Source organism: Hyunsoonleella rubra, from assembly GCF_042684665.1.
Taxonomy (GTDB): domain Bacteria; phylum Bacteroidota; class Bacteroidia; order Flavobacteriales; family Flavobacteriaceae; genus Jejuia; species Jejuia rubra.
Genome location: NZ_JBHULY010000026.1, coordinates 39,844 through 61,709, shown reverse-complemented (window position 1 = coordinate 61,709; position 21,866 = coordinate 39,844). Strand labels below are relative to the sequence as shown.

Sequence of the window (21,866 nt, the reverse complement as noted above, 5' to 3'; positions counted from 1 at the left end):
ACCCGCAGGGTAACGCCCAAAAATTCATAAAAGGTTGTTATTGTTGGTAGGCTTTTGTAATAACATCGGCTATATCATCGAAGACCCAAGCTAGGTTTCGCCTGTTAAAGATGCCTAAATCGTCCTTAGAGACTCCAATTTTACCATTGTCCCACCAAACGCAGGGCATGCCTCTTTGTGCCGCAGCATTGGCGTAATATGCAGCATGTGTGATACGGTCAGACAAATTGTTTAAGTTTCCTGAGCTCCATTCACCAAGTACTACAGGAATGCCATTATCGATAAACTTAGCTTTTATTTTATCCATTTCTGCATCCAAGGCTTGTTTATCACTGTTGGTGCCCCAAGTTGTATCAGTGCCGCCCAATGTAAAAGGAAAAGGGAAATAAGAATGCAGAGAGACGATAGCCTTATCATCGTTATTAGGTATTTTTAAGGCATTTATGGCGACAGGGAAGGTGCTGGCTGCGTATGTCGATATCATCACGTGTCTTGACATGTTATTCCCCCCGGTAGTCCTTATGGCGTCGAGACATACTTGGTGGTATTGGTTTACTACATCCCTACCTTCTGCAGTGCCGCCCGTCCATTCTTGTGGGGTGTTTTCGTAACGCGGTTCGTTAAGTGTTTCAAAAATGAGATAATCACTGTAATTTCGGAATCTGGTTGCAATTTGGGTCCATAATTTTGAGAGTCTATTTTTTACTTCGTTAGCTTTGGTATAGGTAGGAATGATCCAAGTATCTTCATGATGTGTGTTGAGGATAACATACATATTATTGGCTCTTGCATAATTAACGACCTCTTCTACGCGATCTAACCACGCTTTGCTAACGGTATAATTTGGACTAGGCCCTTGGTGAAAGCGCCATGTAACAGGTATTCTTATGGTTTTAAACCCCCTGTTTGCAATTGCATCAATCATAGCCTTTGTGGTAACTGGGTTGCCCCAATGGGTTTCGGTGGGGCCTTCAGCATCAAGGCTGTTTCCTAAATTCCAGCCTATTTTCATTTCCGAAACGATTTCAAAAGAGGATATATTTCTCATCTCCCCATCATCAAATTCACTCGCAAAACCGTCATTTGTTTCAGGCGTCGTTTCCTCTTGTTCAGGCACAATGGTTATATTCATCCTAGGTTTTTCACAAGAAAGTATAATTGGAAAAACAAAAAAGACAATAAAATAGAACTTCATAGCATTGTTTTTGCATCACAAAGTTAGTTAAACAAAAGAGTGGGTATCATCTGTAATGATGTAAATAGTGCTAGAAATGGCGCATATTTTTAAAATAAGAGTGCTGAGTGGTGACACGTAACTTACATATAGGAATATTTTTGTTGGTTAGAGGAACCATTTGTGAGCAATAAACATTAGCTTTAGAAGAATTAGTACCGATCGGCTTAAGCGTTTTAATTGGTTACTGTTTTTTTCTCAACACTACTGTCTAAGTTGTTTTAGATTATATTTTGCATGTGAAATGTTGATACGCATCATTTGTTATATAAGTTGCGTTATATGAGGTGGTGATTTTTTTGAGAATACAATTAATTTCGACGTTTACCAATATGATGTTATGACTGAAAGTTATACATGCGATGAAAAAGAATGAATTATTTAAATTTAAAAAATGAAATGGACCAATTTTTAAAGCACACTTTAAAATTTCTTATGATAGTAGTTATAACTGGAAGCTATGCGCAATCAAAGTCGCATTTGGACCAAAGTAAACCTATTGAAGAGCGTATAACGCTTTTGATGAACCAAATGACCTTAGACGAGAAAGTAGGGCAAATGAATCAATATAACGGATCCTGGGATTTTACGGGGCCATTGCCAGAATCAGGGTCGGAAGAAGAAAAGTACGAGCACCTAAAAAAGGGTTGGGTGGGCTCCATGCTAAGTGTAAGAGGCGTAAAAGAGGTGAGGGCGGTACAAAAAATAGCTGTAGAAGAAAGCCGTTTGGGCATTCCAATTATTTTTGGTTTTGATGTGATTCATGGTTATAAGACACTAAGTCCAATTCCGCTAGCAGAGGCTGCCAGCTGGGATTTGGAAGCTATAAAAAAATCTGCTAGTGTTGCGGCTCAGGAAGCTTCGGCATCAGGTTTAAACTGGACTTTTGGGCCTAACGTTGATGTCGCCAATGACGCCAGGTGGGGGCGTGTGATGGAAGGTGCGGGAGAAGATACCTATTTAGGAAGTAAAATTGCTACGGCCAGAGTTACAGGATTTCAAGGTGAAAACTTAGATGATGCCAGTACCATTGCCTCTTGTGCTAAACATTTTGCCGCCTATGGTTACGCAGAAGCGGGTAGGGAGTATAATACCGTTGATATGAGTAGGTCAAAATTATATAATACTGTTTTGCCTCCTTTTAAAGCTGCCGTAGATGCTGGAGTTCGCACACTTATGAATTCTTTCAATACACTGAACGGTATCCCTGCCACCGGGCATGTTTTTTTACAAAGAGATATTTTGAAAGGCGACTGGGGTTTTGATGGATATGTAGTTTCAGATTGGGCTTCAATTTCTGAAATGGTAACGCATGGTTACGCATTGGATGGTGCAGATGCTTCTGCCAAGGCCGTTACTGCAGGATCCGATATGGATATGGAATCGCACTTATATGTGAAAGAATTAGTGGGGTTAGTTGAGAATGGAACCGTAAAGGAAGCACTTATTGATGATGCCGTTAGAAGAATACTTCGAGTAAAATTTGAACTGGGTCTATTTGATGATCCTTACAAATATTGTGATGAAGCCAGAGAAAAAGCTACAATTGGTAACCAAGCGATTAACGAAGCCGTTTTAGATATGGCCAAAAAATCTATTGTGTTATTAAAAAACAACGATAACCTATTGCCTTTAAAAAAATCAGGACAAAAAATAGCATTAATTGGAGCGTTGGCCGCCGATAAAAATAGTCCTTTAGGCAGTTGGAGAATCGCTGCTGATGATAATACTGCCGTATCTGTTTTAGAGGGTATGCAGCAATATAAAAATAACGAACTTGTTTACGAAAAAGGAACCGATGTGTCAATTGGTGCACAGTTATTTGTTCAAGAAGTCAAGATAAATACCGATGATTTCTCTGGATTTGAAGCTGCAAAAAACGCTGCAAAAGATGCTGACGTTGTGGTGATGGTTTTAGGGGAAGTAGGTTTTCAGAGTGGTGAAGGCAGAAGTAGAACAGAATTGGGTTTACCAGGAAACCAACAGCAATTGTTAGAGGCTATTTTTGAGGTGAATAAAAATATCGTTTTAGTATTGAATAACGGTCGTCCTTTAGCTTTGCCATGGGCTGCAGAACATATACCTGCCATAGTGGAAGCTTGGCAACTAGGCACACAGGCAGGAAATGCAGTGGCGCAAGTATTATATGGCGATTATAATCCAAGCGGTAAATTACCGATGTCTTTCCCAAGAAATGTGGGGCAATGTCCAATTTATTATAATCACCTAAGCACGGGTAGGCCCATTAACTCGCAGGACAACGTATTCTGGTCACATTATATAGATGTAGAAAATTGCCCTCTTTTTCCTTTTGGTTTTGGGTTGAGTTATACGAATTTTGACTATAAGAACTTAAAACTAAGTAAATCTGAGTATAATAAAGGAGAAACTGTGGAGCTGAGTGTGGACGTCACAAATGTTGGTGAGTTGGATGGAAAGGAAGTAGTGCAATTGTATATTAATGACCCTGTGGCGAGTATTGTAAGACCTGTTAAGGAATTAAAAGGTTTTGAATTAGTGGAGTTAAAAAAAGGGCAAACAAAAACCGTAACATTTACCTTAAACAATGCAGAATTAGGTTTCTACGATAATAATGGCGCTTATTTAGTTGAACCTGGAACCATTAATGTTATGGTAGGTGGGAGTTCAGAAAAAGGGTTGGAAGACAAATTTGAGTTAAAATAATTGCTGTAGATCCAATGCTATGAAAAATATAATAACTTTTTATAAGGTTGTTTTGCTTTTTGCAATAACAATTGCAACTCTTGCTTGCTCCACCGATGACGATAGTGTGCCTCAAGACACACCAACACCTATTGTTTTGTCTTTTGATGTATTGATATCAGAGCAAAATCCTTTTAGAGTCGCAGTAAATAATACCTCCACAGGAATAAGCGGATTAAGGACTTACTGGCAGTTTTTTACAAACGGTCCAATAGCTGAAGACCAAGCAGGTCCTGAGACTTATGTTTACGATGCATCAGGCGATTATACAATAACGCTTACTGCAGAAGCACCAAACGGTGATGTTAGCACTAGTCAAGTAGTATCTATTACTGGAGTGGCTCCTACGGATCCTGTACTTAAAGACGCTACTGATAAGTTTTCAGTAGGGATGGCGGTTAAATCAAATCTATTAGATGGAAGCCATGGTGAGATTTTAGTTCGCGAATTCAACAACCTTACTGCAGAATATGAAATGAAAATGAATATCATGTATCCTTCTCAGGGTAATTATGACTTCACAGCAGCTGATGCCATTGTGGACTATGGAATTGCCAACAACATGGATATTCATGGACATACGTTAATTTGGCATACTGCAACACCAGAATGGGTAGAAAATTTTGCTGGTACGGATGAGGAGTTTGAAACTATGATTAAAGATTATATTACAACAGTATTAACCCGTTATGCTGGTAAAGTAAGGTCTTGGGATGTTGTAAACGAAGCAGTAGAGGATGGCACTAATCAATTAAGAAATTCTGTCTTTAGAAGACGTATGGGGGATAACTATATTGAAAAATGTTACCAGTTTGCGAGGGATGCAGATCCGAACGTACTCCTCTTCTATAATGACTATAACATAACCTTTGATACAGGTAAGCAAGCTGCAATGTTTGCTATTGTAGATGATCTGTCCTCAAAAAATCTAATAGACGGGGTTGGTGCCCAAATGCACATATCTTATAATTTTCCATCTGCTACCCAGATACAGAGTGTAGTTAATGGGACTGTATCAAGAGGGCTAAAAATGCATTTCTCTGAGCTTGATATCAGGGCAAATCCAAATAATGATATTACCTCCTTAACTGATGCAAGAGCGACAGCACAACAAAACAAGTATAGAGAGGTTGTTGAAATTTATGATGCTATGCCTGATGCCAATAAATTTGCATTAACCATTTGGGGTATGCGAGACAACGAAACTTGGCTGATTGATTTTTGGGGACAACCAGATTGGCCATTGTTATATGATTCCAATTTCAACCCTAAAAAAGCCTATACAGGTTTTTTAGATGGATTAAGTAATCAATAATATCAGAGTTACGGTGCAGGTGATATGTTTCCAGAATACTTTGTGAGTGCATATTAGTTATTTGGAGTCATGCTTTAGCCGTACGCAGAATCCAATAGGGTATTGTGATATTATCAGTAAACTATTAACTTGTCTTTTATTCGGTACAAGAGGCGGTACAATGGAAAACGTAATATTCATGGTATTTGATGTCTTTGTCTTTATGTGTGGTTGTCAAAATACACCATATTTTCAAATCTCATCGATTTAATATATCCATCTGATCACTTCTCTGTATTGGTGGCATTTACCATTTCGATATTTACTATGCCCTTATCGAGAGCGCTTCGGAAACATTAATTTTCAAAAGGAAAATATACGTGTTCAATAGCGATGTGCTATCTTGGCTGTTCAAGAAAGTCTATGCTATTCGTTCAAGATCGCGATTACTCTATTATCGGAAATATTATCCTGGCCCTACTTTTATGCGGTGTTGCTTTCCTTTTGCTTCTTTTAATTAGAAAAATTGTAATAACGGTTTTGGACGGAATTGAAATGGTTTATGCCTTATTTCAGAAGCGGCCAATTTTTATACACTTCTACCTTTTTAAGAGTGAACTTACGGCGGAACAAACCTTCATCTTGAAAAGTGAATTCACCTTTTACAACAGGCTGAGCAAAAGGTACAAACGCTATTTTAGGCACCGCGTCGCTACATTTCTTAGGCGGAAAAAATTTGAGGGCAAAAAGGGTTTTGTTGTTACCGAAGAAGTAAAGGTTTTAGTTGCTGCCACTGGGGTAATGCTCACGTTCGGTTTTAGAAATTATCTTGTTTCCTACATCAAGAATATAATAATTTATCCCTCAATGTACTATTCCAGATTTAGCAAAACTGAGAACAAAGGTGAATTTAATCCACGCTTAAAAACCTTAGTGCTTTCCTGGGATAACTTTTTGGATGGACACAGGATTGAGGATGACAAATTAAACCTAGGCATTCATGAATTAGCACATGCCATTCACTTTAATAGCATAAAAAATGATGATATCAATTCTGTTTTATTCGTAGATACATTTTCAGAACTGCGAAATTTGCTATCCGACGATTCACGCTTGAAAGAAAGATTGATGGCATCAAAACTTATCAGAAGTTATGCCTTTACAAATGATTCAGAACTTCTGGCCGTTATCATCGAAACGTTCATTGAGGCTCCAGACGAATTTAAAAGTTCTTTTCCCGAAATTTATGGAAAAGTAAAACAAATGCTAAATTTTAACTTTGCAAACTATTGATTTTCTGAAACTTTATGATTTGCTATGACTTTTATCATGCTTTAATCTTTAGCTAATAGGTACTTTTAGAAGAACTAAACTAAAAATTCAAAACGATGATACGAAAAGCACCGGTTTCGATGATTATGACAGAGAATGTCATCACATTGAAGAAAAATGACCATTTGGAAAAAGCAGAGGCTCTTTTTAAAAGACATAACATTAGACATATTCCCGTAGTTGATGAAGGTGTCGTGATGGGGATGTTGAGCTACACCGATTTGATGCGATTGAGTTTTGGGGATATGACCGACAACTCAATGGACGATACGGACGTCATGATTTACAACGTACTAACTATAAACCAAGTGATGAACAGAAAGATTGTTTCAGTTTCATCTTCCAACTCCATTAAAGAAGTTGCCGAAATTTTGGCAAATCGCGAGTTCCACGCTCTTCCGGTTGTGGACAACAATAAATTGGTGGGTATTGTAACTACTACTGATTTGATTAAGTATTTGTTGAAGCAGTTTTAGGAAAATAAATCACAACGTATAAGGGAGGATTCTTGTAATTCTCCTGTTATATTTTACAGATATAAAATGTAGTGCGCTGGTGCTTCTTCTGTCTCGATTGTCTCGATTTTAATTTCTATCAAAAAATACATACAGTTTGCCAAAAAAAAGGTATGTTTATACCCAACAAATTCAACAACATTTTTTTATGAAAAAGCATCTATTAATTGTGCTAGTAATGGCATTTACTACGGCTGGTTTCGCGCAAAAGGCGAAAATTCAGGAAGGAGACTGGAAAAACCTTAAAGGGATTTCAAAATTCAATCTTGTTTTTGATTATTCTGATTTGGAAATTCCTAAGTACAAGAATGAGGACGAATTTCTGAAGGATAAAATGCAAAAAAGGGAGGAAAAAAAGAAAGGCGATGGTGAAAGGTTTAAAAAAGATTGGTTTGCCGACAGGGCTGACCGTTATGAGCCCAAGTTTATTGAATCTTTCAACAAAAGATGGAAGAATGGCGAAGTTATGGTTGATAGAGAATTGAGCGACGCTGAGTACACAATGCATGTTCACACTACCTTTATGTATGCAGGCTACAACGTTGGTGTGGTGAGACAAAATTCTAAAATTGATGCGGTTTTGACATTTTATAAGAATGACAATCCAGAAAAGATATTATTTCAAGTAAAATATATCAAAGCTGAAGGTAACGGTGCGTTTGGAAACGACTACGATTCAGGATATCGAATCTCTGAGGCCTATGCCAAGCTGGCCAAAACTTTAGCGGCCCATTTGAAGAAAAAGGCTAAATAAAAAGGAAGCAGCTAGCTTTAATGTTAAATAAAAAGCGAATCTTTAGGGATTCGCTTTTTCGTTTTCGTTCATTCTAATGAGGTGAGCCAAGTTTTTAACAATACTATCGTGCCTAGCAACAAAAGGATTGCTGTCATCCCAAACATACCCTGCAAGCACTGCACAGATTTGCCTTTTGACATCCTGATTTTCTGGCCTGTGGAAAAATAGGGTTTGCAAATTTCCGGTGTACCATTCCTTTACATATGTAGAGAATACATTTACACCTTTCATGATATAGTCGGAGTACTCTTTCTGCCAATCTACGTTTTCGCCTTTGTGGGCTTTGGCGATGAGTTTAGCCGCTTTGAGTGCCGATTCGGTCGCAAATGTTACCCCAGATGAAAAAACAGGGTCTAAAAACTCAGCACTGTTACCGGTGAGTACATAACCTTTACCGTATAACTGGGTAACTGATTTCGAAAAATTCTTTATACAAACAGGAGGAAATGAGAAATCTACCCCTTCAAACCGATCCCGGTAATACTCCGATAGTCTTAACATAGCACCCAAATCGCCATTATAAGATTCTATAAAATCAGTTTTTCCAACAAAACCGATACTCGTATTTCCATCTGAAAAAGGAATCACCCAAAACCAGGTGTCCGTATCTAAAATATCAAACGTTATCAAGGTGCCTTCCCTGCCGTCAGGACGTTTTACGTCCTTCACATGAGTAAAAATTGATGAATGCTCAGGAATAGAAGACGGCTTGTCCAAACCAAGCAATCTCGGCAATACGCGACCGTAGCCACTGGAATCCACAATATAATTGGCCTTTACCGTATAGTGGTTTCTATTCTTGTCCTTGATTTCCGTAGCCGATATCCCCTCTTCATCAAAGGAAACATTGAGCACCTCATTTTCAAAAGCAATATCAACACCCTTATTTTGAAGTTCTTTGGTTAAAACATGGTCAAAATCGGCTCGAGGCACCTGCCATGTCCAATCCCATCCTGGCGTATGTTTTTTGCTGAAATCAAAATTACTGACTACGCCATGCTTCATAAATCGAGCGCCCCGTTTTATTTCAAAACCAAAATCATCCAAAGCCCCCAAAAGGCCAGCTTCTTCAAAATGTTCCATACAGCGTGGTAATAAGCTCTCGCCAATTACAAACCTTGGGAACTTACTCTTTTCAACCACTTTAACCGAAATACCCTGTTGCTCCAAATATCCTGCTGCCACACATCCCGAGGGGCCAGCACCAATTACTAAAACGTCAACTTCAATTTCCGACATACAAATGCTTATTATTAATGAATTATTATCTTAGATTTGCAAATAAAAATAAATACTTTAGCTTTAAAGAAAAATAATTAAAACGAGAATTATTCAGAATCTAATATATGCTCAAAGTTAATGGTAATTTAGGAATTGAGGAATTTTATGACGTTATTATTAATAACAAATCTTTAGAAATAGATGATTCCCTAATTCAATTGGTTGAAAATAGTTTTAACTTTTTAAAGGATTTTTCTGAAAACAAGGTCATTTATGGTGTAAATACAGGCTTTGGTCCAATGGCGCAATACAAGATTAAGGATGCGCAACGTATTGATCTTCAGTATAATTTAATTAGAAGCCACGCCTCCGGAACGGGAGGGGTTATCCCCCCGATATACGTAAAAGCTGCAATGTTGGCCAGATTGAATACCCTCTCATTAGGTAGGTCGGGTATTCATGTTTCAGCTATTAATCTTATGGCCGAATTGATCAATCGGGACATCACACCTCTAATTTATGAGCACGGCGGTGTTGGAGCCAGTGGTGATTTGGTACAATTGGCGCATTTGGCAGTTGTTTTAATTGGCGAGGGAGAAGTGTTTTATAAAGGAGAACGATGCGCTACCAAGGATGTGTTTCAAAAAGAAGGGTTACAACCCATATCCATCCACATTCGTGAGGGGCTTGCTCTGATGAACGGTACGTCGGTTATGACGGGTATTGGAATCGTAAATACAATTTATGCGCGCAGATTACTGAATTGGATGATTGCATGTTCTGCGGCCATTAATGAAATTGTTGAGGCCTATGATGACCATTTGTCCTTTGAATTGAACCAGTCCAAAAAACATTTAGGGCAACGAGCTGTAGCGAAACAAATGAGGGAACACTTAGCCGATAGTAAGCTTACGCGAAAAAGGGAACATCACCTTTATGAGAATAACAATGACAATGTTGCCGTTTTTGAGGATAAAGTCCAAGAATACTACTCCTTGCGTTGCGTGCCTCAAATTTTAGGACCTGTTTTGGATACGCTTAACCATACCGAAAAAATCATGATAGAGGAGGTCAACTCTGCCAATGATAATCCAATAGTTGATGTGGAAAAAAGACACGTTTATCACGGGGGCAACTTCCATGGGGATTACGTGTCGTTAGAAATGGACAAGTTGAAAACCGTAGTTACCAAAATGAGTATGTTGGCCGAACGACAACTTAACTACCTATTGAACCCAAATCTTAATAATATTTTGCCGGCTTTTGTTAACCTGGGTACTCTAGGGTTAAATTTTGGCATGCAGGGCGTCCAATTTACGGCAACATCTACAACAGCAGAAAATCAAATGATGTCTAATCCCATGTATGTGCACAGTATTCCTAACAATAACGATAATCAGGATATCGTAAGTATGGGTACAAATGCTTCATTGATCACTAAAAAGGTTATTGAAAATGGCTTTGAAGTTATGGCCATTGAACTTATTACGGTAACCCAAGCCATAGAGTATTTAAAGGTAAAGGATAAAGTATCTTCGAAAACAAAGAAACTTTATGATGAAATAAGGGAATTAGTCCCTATATTTACTGATGATGTCATCATGTATCCCTATGTGAATGGTGTAAAGGATTATATTATTAACCATAAGGCTTAGCTATAACAATTAAAAAAAATTCTTAAAGATGAAAACAAAAGTACTTTTACTGGTATTTCTTTTTTTTACGTTGACAATTACCGCGCAAAAACTCGCGTTGGCAAATACTGATGACAGGTTTGGCTATATTGACAAAACTGGTGAATGGAGTATTCAGCCAGAGTTTAAACTTGCAAAGAATTTCTCAGGGGATTTGGCCGAAGCAATGACCGACCAGAAAAAATGGGGCTATATTAACAGAAAAGGTGAGTGGGTTATCGAGCCACAATTTGATAAGACCAAAGCCTTCAATTCTGGTTATGCCGTAGTTTTAAAAGATAAGCGATGGTTCTACATTAATGAAAAAGGAGAGGAAGCATTGGCTAAAGTGTTAACGGACAAGGTTTACGATTTTAAAGACGGTTTTGCCCAAGTTCGAAGTCGCGACAGAGTAGGTTTTATTAATACTAAAGGAGACTTGGTTATAGAGCCAAAGTTTGAAAAAGCGTTTGATTTTGTAAACGGTTACGCCAAAGTAAAAGAAGGTGAAAAATGGGGATTAATCGACACTAAAGGAAATTACTTTGTAAAGGCGGTGTATGATGGTGTAAGTAATGTCTACAATGGAAATATTGTTGCCTACAAGGGAGAATCCTATGGTTTGATCATTAATGGTGAATTTAAAATTGTTTCAGATGCCCAGAAAATATGGGACTTCTCAGTCAATGGGAATTTAACCTATGCTAAAAAGAATGAAAAACTGGGGTTCATTAATAATAAAGGTGAATGGGTAATTGAACCTGAATACGATAAGGCAAGAGGCTTTGCTAATGGATTGGCGCCCGTAGTAAAAAATAAACTTTGGGGTTATATCGATACCTCAGGAAAAATAGTAATTCCATTGCAGTATAAGGATGCCGAAATATTTAGTAAGGATGGTCTTGCACCTGTAAAGGTGAATAAATTATGGGGTTTTATTAATACCTCAGGCGATTTGGTTATCCCTGATAAATATGCAGTAACAGTGTTCGGCTTCGGAGCTTTCAAGAAAAATGCTGAAAAAGGTTTTGTTGATGGTTTGGCGAGAGTTAAGGAAAAAAAGGTGTGGGCATATCTAAATACCAAAGGAGAAGTGCTAAACAATAAATGGTTTAAAAATTTGGAGCTATTCAATTAGTTCGCTGAAAATTGCTATTAAATGAAATGTGCCTTAATTACAGGAGGTTCTCGGGGTTTAGGAAAAGCCATATGTGTGCAATTGGCAAAGGATACTGATTATCATATTTTAATCAATTATAATTCTAATAAGGATGCGGCAACGGACACTTTAAAGTCTGTTGAGGCCGAAGGAAACACGGGTGAATTAATGCGATTTAACGTGGGAGATGCATCCGAGGTAAAAGCACAACTGGAAACTTGGCAGGAAAATAACCCCGATGCTATTATCGAGGTCATTGTTAATAATGCGGGAATTACAAAGGACGGGATGTTTATGTGGATGCCTGAGGAAGACTGGAAAGGCGTTTTGGATACTTCACTGAATGGTTTTTATAACGTTACCACCGCTTTGCTTCAAAAAATGCTTCGAAATAGGTTTGGAAGGATAATAAATATGGCTTCAGTTTCGGGCGTAAAAGGTACCGCTGGGCAAGTCAATTATTCGGCCGCCAAAGGAGCAATCGTAGGAGCCACAAAAGCACTGGCACAGGAAGTGGCCAAGCGAAACATTACTGTAAACGCTGTTGCACCTGGCTTTATAAAATCGGATATGACGGCCGAACTGGACGAAAAAGAATTAAAAAAGATGATTCCCATCAATAGATTTGGGGAGGCTGACGAGGTGGCGCATTTGGTGTCTTTTTTGGTGTCCAAAAAAGCATCCTATATTACGGGCGAAGTAGTGAATATCAACGGCGGAATATATTCGTAGTTAATTACAATTCTAAAATTTTGGTGGACGTATGAGGCGAGTTGTTATTTCAGGAATGGGGATTTACTCATGTTTGGGAAAGAACCTTGATGAGGTGAAAGCATCTTTATATCAAGGTAAATCCGGGATTGTTTGTGATCCCGAAAGAATCGAATTTGGTTACCGTTCGCCTTTAACAGGAATGGTAGAAACCCCGAATTTAAAAAAACTACTATCCCGCAGGGAACGTATCAGTCTTGGAGATGAAGGTGCCTATGCTTACGTTGCCACACTTGAAGCCTTAGAAAATGCTAAAATCGATCAAGACTTCTTGAATAGTAATGAAGTTGGTATTATTTATGGTAACGATAGTACGGCAAAGGCCGTCATTGATTCCCTAGATAAAATAAGAGAGAAGAAAGATACCACTTTGGTAGGTTCAGGAGCTATTTTTAAAGGCATGAATTCAACGGTGACCATGAATTTGTCCACCTTATTCAAACTTACTGGAATTAATTTTACGGTCAGCGCGGCCTGTGCCAGCGGATCACATGCTATTGGACTTGCTTATCAATTGATTAAAAGTGGGTTGCAGGATTGCGTTATTTGTGGCGGGGCTCAGGAAATTAATAAATATGCCATGGGCAGTTTTGACGGGTTAGGTGTTTTTGCAATAAACAAGGAGCATCCGGAAAAGGCGTCAAAACCATTCGATAAAGATAGGGACGGTTTGGTGCCAAGCGGAGGCGCCGCTACCTTGATTGTGGAAACTTACGAATCTGCAATGAAGCGAGGTGCACCTATTTTAGGTGAAATATTGGGTTACGGGTTTTCATCCAATGGGGAGCATATTTCAACTCCAAATGTTGAGGGGCCTTCCACAGCCATGTTTAAAGCTTTGAAGCAGGCGGATATTATCCCCTCTGAAATAGATTACGTCAATGCACATGCTACTTCCACTCCAGTTGGGGATGCTAATGAGGCTAAAGCTATAGTAAACGTGTTTGGAGAAAATGGTCCCTATGTCAGCTCAACGAAGTCTATGACCGGACATGAATGCTGGATGGCTGGGGCCAGTGAAGTGATTTATTCAATGATTATGATGCTGAATGATTTCATTGCGCCTAACATCAATCTAGAGCAACCTGATGAGGCGGCTTCTAAATTAAATTTAGTAAGAAAAACGCTAGATAAAAAAATTGATGTATTTTTGTCCAATTCTTTTGGGTTTGGTGGAACCAACTCAGCGTTGATTATTAAAAAAAAATAAGAGGAAGAAATGGACAAGGACGTTATTGTTGAAAAAATAAACGACTTTTTAATAGATGAGTTTGAGGTAGATGAAGATGATATTGCTCCTGATGCAAATTTAAAGGATGCCTTGGACCTTGATAGTCTGGATTTTGTGGATTTAGTGGTTGCTGTGGAATCTAACTTTGGCGTGAAGTTAGTAGGAGAAGATTTCGTTGGAATGGTAGTGCTTCAGGATTTTTACGATTTGATCGAAACTAAATTAAGCTAAGTTAGCTTATGTCGGCTGAGTGGCAGGGAAAATCTAGGGGAACCGTAATTGGTTACAAAATTTTTGTTTTCTGCATAAAAAAAATAGGTATCGGTTCGGCCTATTTTATTCTTTTGTTTGTTGCGCTTTACTTTGTTTTCTTTGCATGGAGCAACACTCAATCCAGTTACTATTACTTCAGGAAAAGACGGAATAATTCGGTATTACGAAGCGTTTTGAACGTTTATAAAAGCTACTATGTTTTTGGTCAGACCATTATTGACAAAGTAGCTATATCTTCAGGACTGAGGGATAAATTCACCTATCATTTTGATGGGGTAGAATACATCAACGAAACTCTAAGGAATAAAAAAGGGGGCATCTTAATCAGTGCTCATGTGGGTAATTTTGAAATTGCCGAATATTTTTTTGGAGAATTGGAGGAAAAAGCATCCATTAGTATTTTGACTACGGATTCCGAACATTCGGCGATAAAGGAGTATTTGGAGTCTGTAGTGGACAAGCCTAATGTCAATTTAATTTTTATTAAAGAGGATCTTTCCCATATTTTTGAAATAAATGCGGCGCTGGCACGGAACGAATTGGTGTGCATTACGGGAGACAGGTATGTAAAAGGGGCTAAGTTTTTAAAAGAAAAATTTTTGGGCGAATGGGCAAAATTTCCTGCTGGCCCCTTTTTGATTTCATCAAGGCTTAAAGTTCCCGTACTTTTCGTTTATGTGATGAAGGAAACTAGAGAGCACTATCATCTATTTACTAGAAAGGCTGAATTTAAACAACGGGATGCCCAAAGCCTTTTAAGGGAATATACTGGGAGCTTGGATTGGATACTGAAAAAATACCCTTTGCAGTGGTTTAACTATTTTGATTTTTGGGAAACTAAATAAATCCTTTCGTATTGAAACGTATTCTGGTCATACATTATTCCCAAACAGGGCAATTAACGGAAATTGTAAAAAATATTGCATCCCCTTTAGAAAAGGATGATGCGGTACAGGTGGATTACCAAAATATAAAAATGGTAAATCCCTATCCCTTTCCATGGACTAAAGAGGAATTTTTTGGCATTTTCCCCGAAACTTTTAAACAAATTCCAGCTGAAGTCAATAAGGTTTCAGAAGAGATTTTATCTAAAAATTACGATTTGATTATTTTGGGCTACCAAGTATGGTACCTTACGCCATCTCAGCCAATAGTTTCATTTTTGAAAACACCCGAAGCAAAAACATTGCTTTCAAAAACGCCTGTGATTACAGTTATTGGTTGCAGAAACATGTGGGTGATGGCACAAGAGAAAATGAAACGGATTTTGAAGGATTTAGGAGCTAATTTAGTGGGTAATATTGCCTTGGTAGACAGGCATTTGAACCATATTAGTGTTATTACCATTTCAAAATGGATGTTCTCGGGAGAAAAAAAGAGATTTCTGGGAATTTTTCCAAAACCTGGGGTGGCGCAAAAGGATATTGATGGCGCCACAAAATTTGGGCATACCATTTTGAGCCATCTTAAAAATTCTAGTTTTGATACATTGCAACAAAGCCTTGTCAGCAATGGAGCTGTGGTCATAAAACCATTTTTGGTGACTACCGATAAAAGGGCAAATCTCATATTTGGAAAATGGGCAAATCTCCTGATTTCTAAAGGGGATAAAAACAATCCGAAACGACAATTTTGGGTTAAAGTATTTAATAAATATCTCTTATTTGCCATTTGGTTCATTGCGCCTATAGTTTTTATCTTATTTTTGCTAACTTATTTGCCGAATTACAAAAAAATTGTGAAAGAAAAGGCTTATTATAAATCGTTGGAAATTAAATAGAAGGAATTTATGAAAGAGGTGTACATAACGAGAATAGCCAAATTCTTGCCCAATGAGCCAATAAGTAACGAGGAGATGGAGGCCAAGTTGGGTGTGATTAATGGTAAATCTTCTAAGGGGAGACGGATTGTTTTGCGTAACAATCAGATTAAAACCCGTTATTATGCCATTGACGACGAAGGGAATATAACGCACAATAACGCACAGTTAACCAAGGAGGCTGTGGAAGCTTTGTGCGATACTGACTTTACTAAGAATGATATTGAATTACTTTCCTGCGGTACGTCAAGTCCAGACCAAATTTTACCCTCTCACGCAGCCATGGTCCACGGATTTTTAAAAAATGGAAATATAGAGATAAATTCACCTTCCGGTGCCTGCTGTTCGGGTATGAATGCTCTGAAGTATGGCTACATGGCGGTGAAATCCGGCGAGAAAAAAAATGCAGTTTGTACGGGTTCTGAACGTACGTCTTCTTGGATGATGGCAAATACTTTCGAAGAGGAATTAAAGCATTTAGAGACCTTAGAAACTGATCCAATTTTGGCGTTCAACAAGGATTTTCTAAGATGGATGCTTTCTGACGGTGCTGGTGCCTTTCTTTTGGAACCTGAACCAAAAGGTAATCATCCATTAAAAATCGAATGGATTGAAGGTTATTCCTATGCCTACGAGTTGGAAGCCTGTATGTACGCTGGGGCGGATAAACAGAATAATGGGTTTTTGAAACCTTGGAGTGAATACCCATCAGAAGAGTGGAGCAGAAAATCTTTGTTTGCAATGAAACAGGATGTAAAGCTTTTAGGTGAAAATATATTGCAAAAAGGAGTGGACAGTATGAAAAAGGCCCTTGAGAAACACGACCTCAAACCTTCGGATATCGATTATTACCTTCCACATATTTCATCGTATTATTTCAAGGATAATCTATACAAAGAAATGGTGTCCCAAGGCGTGGAAATCCCATGGGAAAATTGGTTCATCAACCTAGAAAAGGTGGGCAATATTGGTGCGGGTTCCATTTACGTCATGTTGGAAGAATTGGTGGGTTCCGGTAGGTTGAAAAAGAATGACAAGATATTACTTTCGGTTCCTGAAAGTGCACGTTTTTCCTATGCGTATGCTCTTGTAACGGTTTGTTAATTCAGGTGTCTATGTTGCCAATTTCAAATATTGAACATTTGATTCCACAGAAGGTACCATTCATTATGGTGGATACGCTTGCTGAATTTTCACAAGAACACGTGGTTTCCAATTATACCATTCCAGAGGATAATCTTTTTATAAATAATGGTGAACTTTTGGCACCGGGGATTATCGAAAATATGGCCCAAACGGTTGCCCTCCATACAGGATACGACTATCTTTTAAGAAATGAAAAGGCACCAACAGGTTATATTGGCTCTATCAAAAAAGTAGAGATTATCTCCTTGCCCAGCTTAAGTGATGTGATCACCACCAAAGCAGTTGTTCTTCATGAGTTTATGGGTGTGACAATGGTGAAAGTAGAAGTATTTAACGTTGAAAACGAAATATTAGCCTTTGGCGAAATGAAAACCGTAATTGCTCCTGATGCCTGACATCAAACAACTGGACATATCGAAGTTTTTACCACACAGGGCGCCGTTTTTAATGGTAGACCAAGTGGTTTCCATAAGCGATACCCATGTGGATACTTCGTTTACGGTTACTCAAGATTGTATTTTTGTGGACAATGGTGTTTTTAATGAGGTGGGCCTAGTTGAAAATGCTGCCCAAACCTGCTCTTCCATTGTTGGGAAAAGCTATTTTGAAGATGACGACTTGGAAGGGGAAGGCACTAAATTGATTGGTTTTATCAGCGCAATTAAAAAGGTCACTATCAATAAATGTCCAAATGTAGGCGATACCATTCTTACCAAGGCGCAATTGGTGTCCCGTTTTGATTCGGATATGTATTCCATTTGTACCCTTTCTTGTAATATCTCCACTTCATATCAAGAATTATTATCTTGTGAACTGAATTTATTCATTCAGGAAGTCAAACAATAATCGTGGTTATGAAAAAGAGTGAAGTGCCACAGGATAAGAGCAACTTAGAATCAGCGGATATTAAAGAGATATACTATGCCGTTGATGAAAAGGGGGAATACACAACGGCTCAAAGTACAGGTTGGGATCCCAAAACCATCGCCCTGGACAATGCCATAGCTGATATCAACGAACGTGTGGCAAAGGCCAAGGCCAAAGTGCTTAACAATGAAACAAGCCCAATTGAATATTACATGGAGTTGCATAAAATGGACTTGAATATTCTAGCAAGCTATGTGGGCCTGTGGAAGTGGCGCGTGAAACGTCATTTTAAGCCAAAGGTTTTCAAGAAATTACCCAATAGAATTTTAAATAAATATGCCGAAGTGTTCGACATCACGGTGGAAGAATTAAAGACGATAGTACATGGAGATTGATTTTAAGCACCACCAGTCTGCGCACTGCGAAAATGGTGTGGTTTCAAATTTAATGAAGCACAACGGTATAGACATTAGTGAGCCAATGGTTTTTGGCATTGGTTCGGGATTGTTGTTTTGCTATATTCCATTTTTGATGGTGAACCACGCTCCCGCCATAACGTATCGGGTAATGCCAGGGCTGATTTTTAAACGATTTGCCAAGCGTGTAGGTATAAAAGTAAAGCACGAAAAATTCAAAAATCCTGAAAAGGCCAAAGCGAGACTGGATGAAAATTTGAGAAAAAACAATCCCGTTGGGCTTCAAGTTGGGGTGTATAATTTGGTCTATTTTCCCGATGAATACCGCTTTCATTTTAATGCCCATAATTTAGTTGTGTACGGAAAAAAAGATGATATATATTTAATTAGTGACCCGGTGATGCAAACAGTGACGACTTTAACCGAAAAGGAATTGGAGAAAGTCCGTTTTGCCAAAGGCGCCTTTGCACCAAAAGGGCATATTTATTACCCCACTGATTTTCCTGAAAACATTGAATTAAAGAGTGCCATCATAAAAGGCATCAAACATACCTGCAGAGACATGTTGGCTCCGGTTTCGATTGTTGGTGTAAAAGGGATTAGGCGTGTGGCTAAATTGGTGAGAAAGTGGCCGAAAAAGAAGGGAACAAAAGTAGCCAATCATTATTTGGGGCAAATCGTGAGGATGCAAGAGGAAATTGGAACTGGCGGTGGCGGTTTTAGGTATATTTTTGCGGCGTTTTTACAGGAATCGGGCAAGTTGCTCAACAACGATAAATTATTGGAACTGTCTAAAGAAATGACCGAAATTGGGGATTTATGGCGCGATTTTGCTCTAGATGCCTCGCGAATTTATAAGCAGAGAGGCCCAAAATTGGATGCCTATAATGACGTTGCCGCACAATTGGACGCCTTGGCGGATAAAGAAGAGGTTTTCTTTAAAAAGTTGAAGAAAGCAATATAATATGATACAGATTGAACAGATTTCAAAAAGGTATAAAACTGCTGACGCGTTTTCACTTAAAGATTTGGATTTGTTCATTGCCGAAAATGAAATTTTTGGCCTTTTGGGCCCTAATGGTGCAGGGAAGACTACGCTAATTTCAATTTTATGCTCCCTTATTAAACCGACATCCGGAACTTTCGCAATTGATGGGTTGACTTATAAAAAGCATGGAAACCAGTTGAAACAACTCATTGGTATCGTACCTCAGGAGTACGCCCTTTACCCCACGCTTACAGCTTTTGAAAACCTAAAATATTTTGGAAGCATGTATGGGCTGAAAGGAAAGGCCTTGAATACTAAAATAGAAAATGCTTTGGAGCAATTGGGTTTACTGGCATTCTCAAATAAAAAAATCGGTACGTTTTCAGGCGGTATGAAAAGGCGTATAAATTTGATATCTAGTATTTTGCATAATCCCAAGGTGTTGTTTTTAGACGAACCTACTGTTGGGGTGGATGTTCAATCTAAAAATGTAATCATCGAATATCTTCAAGAATTGAACAAAAAAGGCACCACCATTATTTACACCTCGCATCACTTGAACGAAGCAGAGCTTTTTTGTACGAGAGTAGCCATCATAGACCATGGTAAACTTATCATACAGGGAGAGCCTAACGAACTTATCTCAAAATATGAAGGTGCGCATAATCTAGAGGATGTCTTTTTAAGTATAACGGGTAAAGCCTTGAGAGATAGTGCATAAACTCTGGGCTTCTACATACAAGGAGTTTTTGCTCTTGGCCCGGGATATTGGTGGGGTAGCAATATTATTTGTGATGCCTTTGGTGCTGATTATCACCATTACCCTCATTCAGGACAGTACTTTTCGAACCATTTCTGACGTAACCATCCCAATTTTATTGGTAGATAACGATAACGGCAAAGTGTCGCAAACCATTGAAATTGGTTTGAAAGATTCGAATGCCTTTGAAATTGTTCCCTGTAATACCGAGGAAGAGGCTAAGGCCTTGGTATATAAGGGAAAATACCAGTTGGCTATAATTGTTCCCGAGGATTTGTCTGCTGATCTGGAGCTGAAAGTCAATCAAAATGTTGAAGGCATTATTGCCAAATTTGGATTGGAAGAAGAGCAGGACGAGTCCCAATTAGTTCAAATATCGAGCAAAGAAATACGACTTTATTTTGATCCGGCTACACAGCAATCTTTCAAGTCTTCCGTGAAAAATGGCATTGACCGTATGATTGCCAAAATTGAAACCGAATCCATCTACAAGGCATTTCAGCAACAGGTAACCGACGACCCAGAAGAACAGATTTTTGAGACCGAAAATTTTATTTCATATCGGGAAATTGTAGCTCAAAATGAAGGTGAGGATATTTTGCCCAATTCAGTACAGCACAATGTCCCGGCATGGACGCTGTTTGCTATATTTTTTATAATCGTACCGCTATCCATCAACATCGTTAAGGAGAAAAGCCAAGGCACTTTCGTGCGTTTAAGAACAAATCCAGTGTCATATAGTACAGTTTTATTAGGAAAAACACTTATTTATCTTGTAGTTTGTATAATACAGTTTGTTTTAATGCTGTTAATCGGTATTTTTGTTTTTCCTGAAATTGGCCTGCCAACATTGGATGTTTCCGGGCGTTTGCCTTTACTGTTTTTGGTCACAATTTTTATCGGATTGGCGGCCATAGGTTTGGGCTTACTATTGGGGACGGTGGCCACAACACAGGAACAATCCGCACCATTTGGAGCAACATTGGTGGTGATTTTGGCGGCAATGGGAGGCGTTTGGGTACCGGTATTTGTAATGCCCAAATTTATGCAGGCCATGTCCAATATTTCGCCGATGAATTGGGGGCTAAATGCCTATTATGATGTGTTTTTGAGAAATGCGGGTGTAGTTGAAGTGATTCCAGAAATTGGATTACTTTTTCTGTTTTTTATAGCCACTACGGCTGTTGCTATCATTTATAATAATAAAAAAAATGCGGTCTGAGAAAAAGGAATTAGAGCACATGAGCCAAGTGCGGGTGCGGTTTGTGGAAACCGACCCTTTGGGCATAGTATGGCACGGTAACTACATACAGTATTTTGAGGACGGGCGGGAATCCTTCGGGAGAAAGCACGGCATTTCATATTTGGACCAAAAGGACCATGGTTACGCTACACCGATTGTTAAATCCAGCACTGACCATAAATTACCCTTGCGTTACGGGGATATAGCCACCATAAGAACTATTTATGTGGATAGCCCGGCGGCAAAAATGGTATTTAGATATGAAGTTTATAACCAAGATAACAAATTGGTCTGTACAGGTGAAACTGTGCAAGTTTTTGTGGATAATGTGGGTAACGGCGAACTAGCGCTTACAATCCCCGAGTTTTTTATGGAGTGGAAAAAGAAGGTTAACCTTATTTAAA

At 38.6% G+C, this 21,866-nt stretch carries 22 protein-coding genes; 20 read left to right on the top strand and 2 right to left on the bottom strand.

Features of this window, described 5'->3' with window-relative positions; all coding sequences use genetic code 11:
* Window positions 1–37 precede the first annotated feature (37 nt).
* Window positions 38–1,132, bottom strand: coding sequence for a glycoside hydrolase family 5 protein (locus ACFSR8_RS11780; protein WP_380292263.1), 1,095 nt, complete (start codon window positions 1,130–1,132; stop codon window positions 38–40).
* A 537-nt stretch (window positions 1,133–1,669) separates the two neighbouring features.
* On the opposite strand from ACFSR8_RS11780, the gene bglX reads away from it, so the two are divergent.
* From bglX to ACFSR8_RS11755, 5 genes are all read left to right on the top strand, one after another.
* Entirely contained in the window at window positions 1,670–3,919 is a 2,250-nt protein-coding gene (bglX, locus tag ACFSR8_RS11775) for a beta-glucosidase BglX (protein WP_380292261.1), read from the top strand.
* 106 nt (window positions 3,920–4,025) lie between these two features.
* Window positions 4,026–5,273 carry an endo-1,4-beta-xylanase gene (locus tag ACFSR8_RS11770; RefSeq protein ID WP_380292259.1) on the top strand — a complete coding sequence of 416 codons (1,248 nt, stop codon included), beginning with the start codon at window positions 4,026–4,028 and terminating at the stop codon, window positions 5,271–5,273.
* 402 nt (window positions 5,274–5,675) lie between these two features.
* Window positions 5,676–6,545, top strand: coding sequence for a zinc-dependent peptidase (locus tag ACFSR8_RS11765; protein ID WP_380292257.1), 870 nt, complete (start codon window positions 5,676–5,678; stop codon window positions 6,543–6,545).
* 95 nt (window positions 6,546–6,640) lie between these two features.
* On the top strand, window positions 6,641–7,060 hold the full coding sequence (locus tag ACFSR8_RS11760; protein ID WP_186558183.1) for a CBS domain-containing protein: 420 nt from the start codon (window positions 6,641–6,643) through the stop codon (window positions 7,058–7,060).
* 187 nt (window positions 7,061–7,247) lie between these two features.
* Window positions 7,248–7,853, top strand: coding sequence for a hypothetical protein (locus ACFSR8_RS11755; protein WP_380292255.1), 606 nt, complete (start codon window positions 7,248–7,250; stop codon window positions 7,851–7,853).
* A gap of 42 nt (window positions 7,854–7,895) precedes the next feature.
* On the opposite strand, the gene ACFSR8_RS11750 is transcribed toward ACFSR8_RS11755, so the two are convergent.
* Window positions 7,896–9,134, bottom strand: a complete 1,239-nt coding sequence (locus ACFSR8_RS11750) for an NAD(P)/FAD-dependent oxidoreductase (RefSeq protein ID WP_380292253.1) — start codon at window positions 9,132–9,134, stop codon at window positions 7,896–7,898.
* A 107-nt stretch (window positions 9,135–9,241) separates the two neighbouring features.
* On the opposite strand from ACFSR8_RS11750, the gene ACFSR8_RS11745 reads away from it, so the two are divergent.
* The 15 genes from ACFSR8_RS11745 to ACFSR8_RS11675 are packed head-to-tail and all read left to right on the top strand — an operon-like array spanning window position 9,242 to window position 21,865.
* Window positions 9,242–10,771 (top strand): HAL/PAL/TAL family ammonia-lyase, encoded by a 1,530-nt coding sequence (locus tag ACFSR8_RS11745; protein WP_380292251.1) that lies wholly within the window; start codon window positions 9,242–9,244, stop codon window positions 10,769–10,771.
* A gap of 28 nt (window positions 10,772–10,799) precedes the next feature.
* A complete protein-coding gene (locus ACFSR8_RS11740; RefSeq protein WP_380292250.1) occupies window positions 10,800–11,927 on the top strand; it encodes a WG repeat-containing protein in 1,128 nt (375 codons plus the stop codon).
* A 21-nt stretch (window positions 11,928–11,948) separates the two neighbouring features.
* Window positions 11,949–12,680 (top strand): 3-oxoacyl-ACP reductase FabG, encoded by a 732-nt coding sequence (fabG, locus tag ACFSR8_RS11735; RefSeq protein ID WP_380292248.1) that lies wholly within the window; start codon window positions 11,949–11,951, stop codon window positions 12,678–12,680.
* Window positions 12,681–12,711: 31 nt separating this feature from the next.
* Entirely contained in the window at window positions 12,712–13,929 is a 1,218-nt protein-coding gene (locus ACFSR8_RS11730; RefSeq protein ID WP_380292246.1) for a beta-ketoacyl-[acyl-carrier-protein] synthase family protein, read from the top strand.
* A 9-nt stretch (window positions 13,930–13,938) separates the two neighbouring features.
* Window positions 13,939–14,181, top strand: a complete 243-nt coding sequence (locus tag ACFSR8_RS11725; RefSeq protein ID WP_380292245.1) for an acyl carrier protein — start codon at window positions 13,939–13,941, stop codon at window positions 14,179–14,181.
* A gap of 8 nt (window positions 14,182–14,189) precedes the next feature.
* The gene (locus ACFSR8_RS11720; protein ID WP_380292244.1) at window positions 14,190–15,068 is read left to right on the top strand and encodes an LpxL/LpxP family acyltransferase; all 879 of its coding nucleotides are present in this window, start codon (window positions 14,190–14,192) and stop codon (window positions 15,066–15,068) included.
* An 11-nt stretch (window positions 15,069–15,079) separates the two neighbouring features.
* The gene (locus tag ACFSR8_RS11715) at window positions 15,080–16,003 is read left to right on the top strand and encodes a flavodoxin family protein (protein WP_380292243.1); all 924 of its coding nucleotides are present in this window, start codon (window positions 15,080–15,082) and stop codon (window positions 16,001–16,003) included.
* 9 nt (window positions 16,004–16,012) lie between these two features.
* Complete coding sequence (locus tag ACFSR8_RS11710; protein ID WP_380292242.1) at window positions 16,013–17,146, top strand: beta-ketoacyl-ACP synthase III; 1,134 nt, start codon at window positions 16,013–16,015, stop codon at window positions 17,144–17,146.
* 11 nt (window positions 17,147–17,157) lie between these two features.
* Window positions 17,158–17,583: a hypothetical protein gene (locus ACFSR8_RS11705; RefSeq protein ID WP_380292241.1), complete on the top strand. Its 426-nt coding sequence runs from the start codon at window positions 17,158–17,160 to the stop codon at window positions 17,581–17,583.
* Window positions 17,576–18,034 (top strand): ABC transporter permease, encoded by a 459-nt coding sequence (locus ACFSR8_RS11700; RefSeq protein ID WP_380292240.1) that lies wholly within the window; start codon window positions 17,576–17,578, stop codon window positions 18,032–18,034. Before ACFSR8_RS11705 ends, ACFSR8_RS11700 begins: the two co-directional genes overlap by 8 nt.
* Window positions 18,035–18,042: 8 nt before the next feature.
* Window positions 18,043–18,450: a hypothetical protein gene (locus ACFSR8_RS11695; RefSeq protein WP_380292238.1), complete on the top strand. Its 408-nt coding sequence runs from the start codon at window positions 18,043–18,045 to the stop codon at window positions 18,448–18,450.
* The gene (locus ACFSR8_RS11690; protein WP_380292236.1) at window positions 18,440–19,435 is read left to right on the top strand and encodes a BtrH N-terminal domain-containing protein; all 996 of its coding nucleotides are present in this window, start codon (window positions 18,440–18,442) and stop codon (window positions 19,433–19,435) included. Before ACFSR8_RS11695 ends, ACFSR8_RS11690 begins: the two co-directional genes overlap by 11 nt.
* A 1-nt stretch (window position 19,436) precedes the next feature.
* On the top strand, window positions 19,437–20,180 hold the full coding sequence (locus tag ACFSR8_RS11685) for an ABC transporter ATP-binding protein (RefSeq protein WP_380292234.1): 744 nt from the start codon (window positions 19,437–19,439) through the stop codon (window positions 20,178–20,180).
* Entirely contained in the window at window positions 20,173–21,441 is a 1,269-nt protein-coding gene (locus tag ACFSR8_RS11680) for an ABC transporter permease (protein WP_380292232.1), read from the top strand. The genes ACFSR8_RS11685 and ACFSR8_RS11680 overlap by 8 nt, the downstream gene beginning before the upstream one ends.
* The gene (locus tag ACFSR8_RS11675; protein WP_380292230.1) at window positions 21,431–21,865 is read left to right on the top strand and encodes an acyl-CoA thioesterase; all 435 of its coding nucleotides are present in this window, start codon (window positions 21,431–21,433) and stop codon (window positions 21,863–21,865) included. The genes ACFSR8_RS11680 and ACFSR8_RS11675 overlap by 11 nt, the downstream gene beginning before the upstream one ends.
* Window position 21,866: the final 1 nt, after the last annotated feature.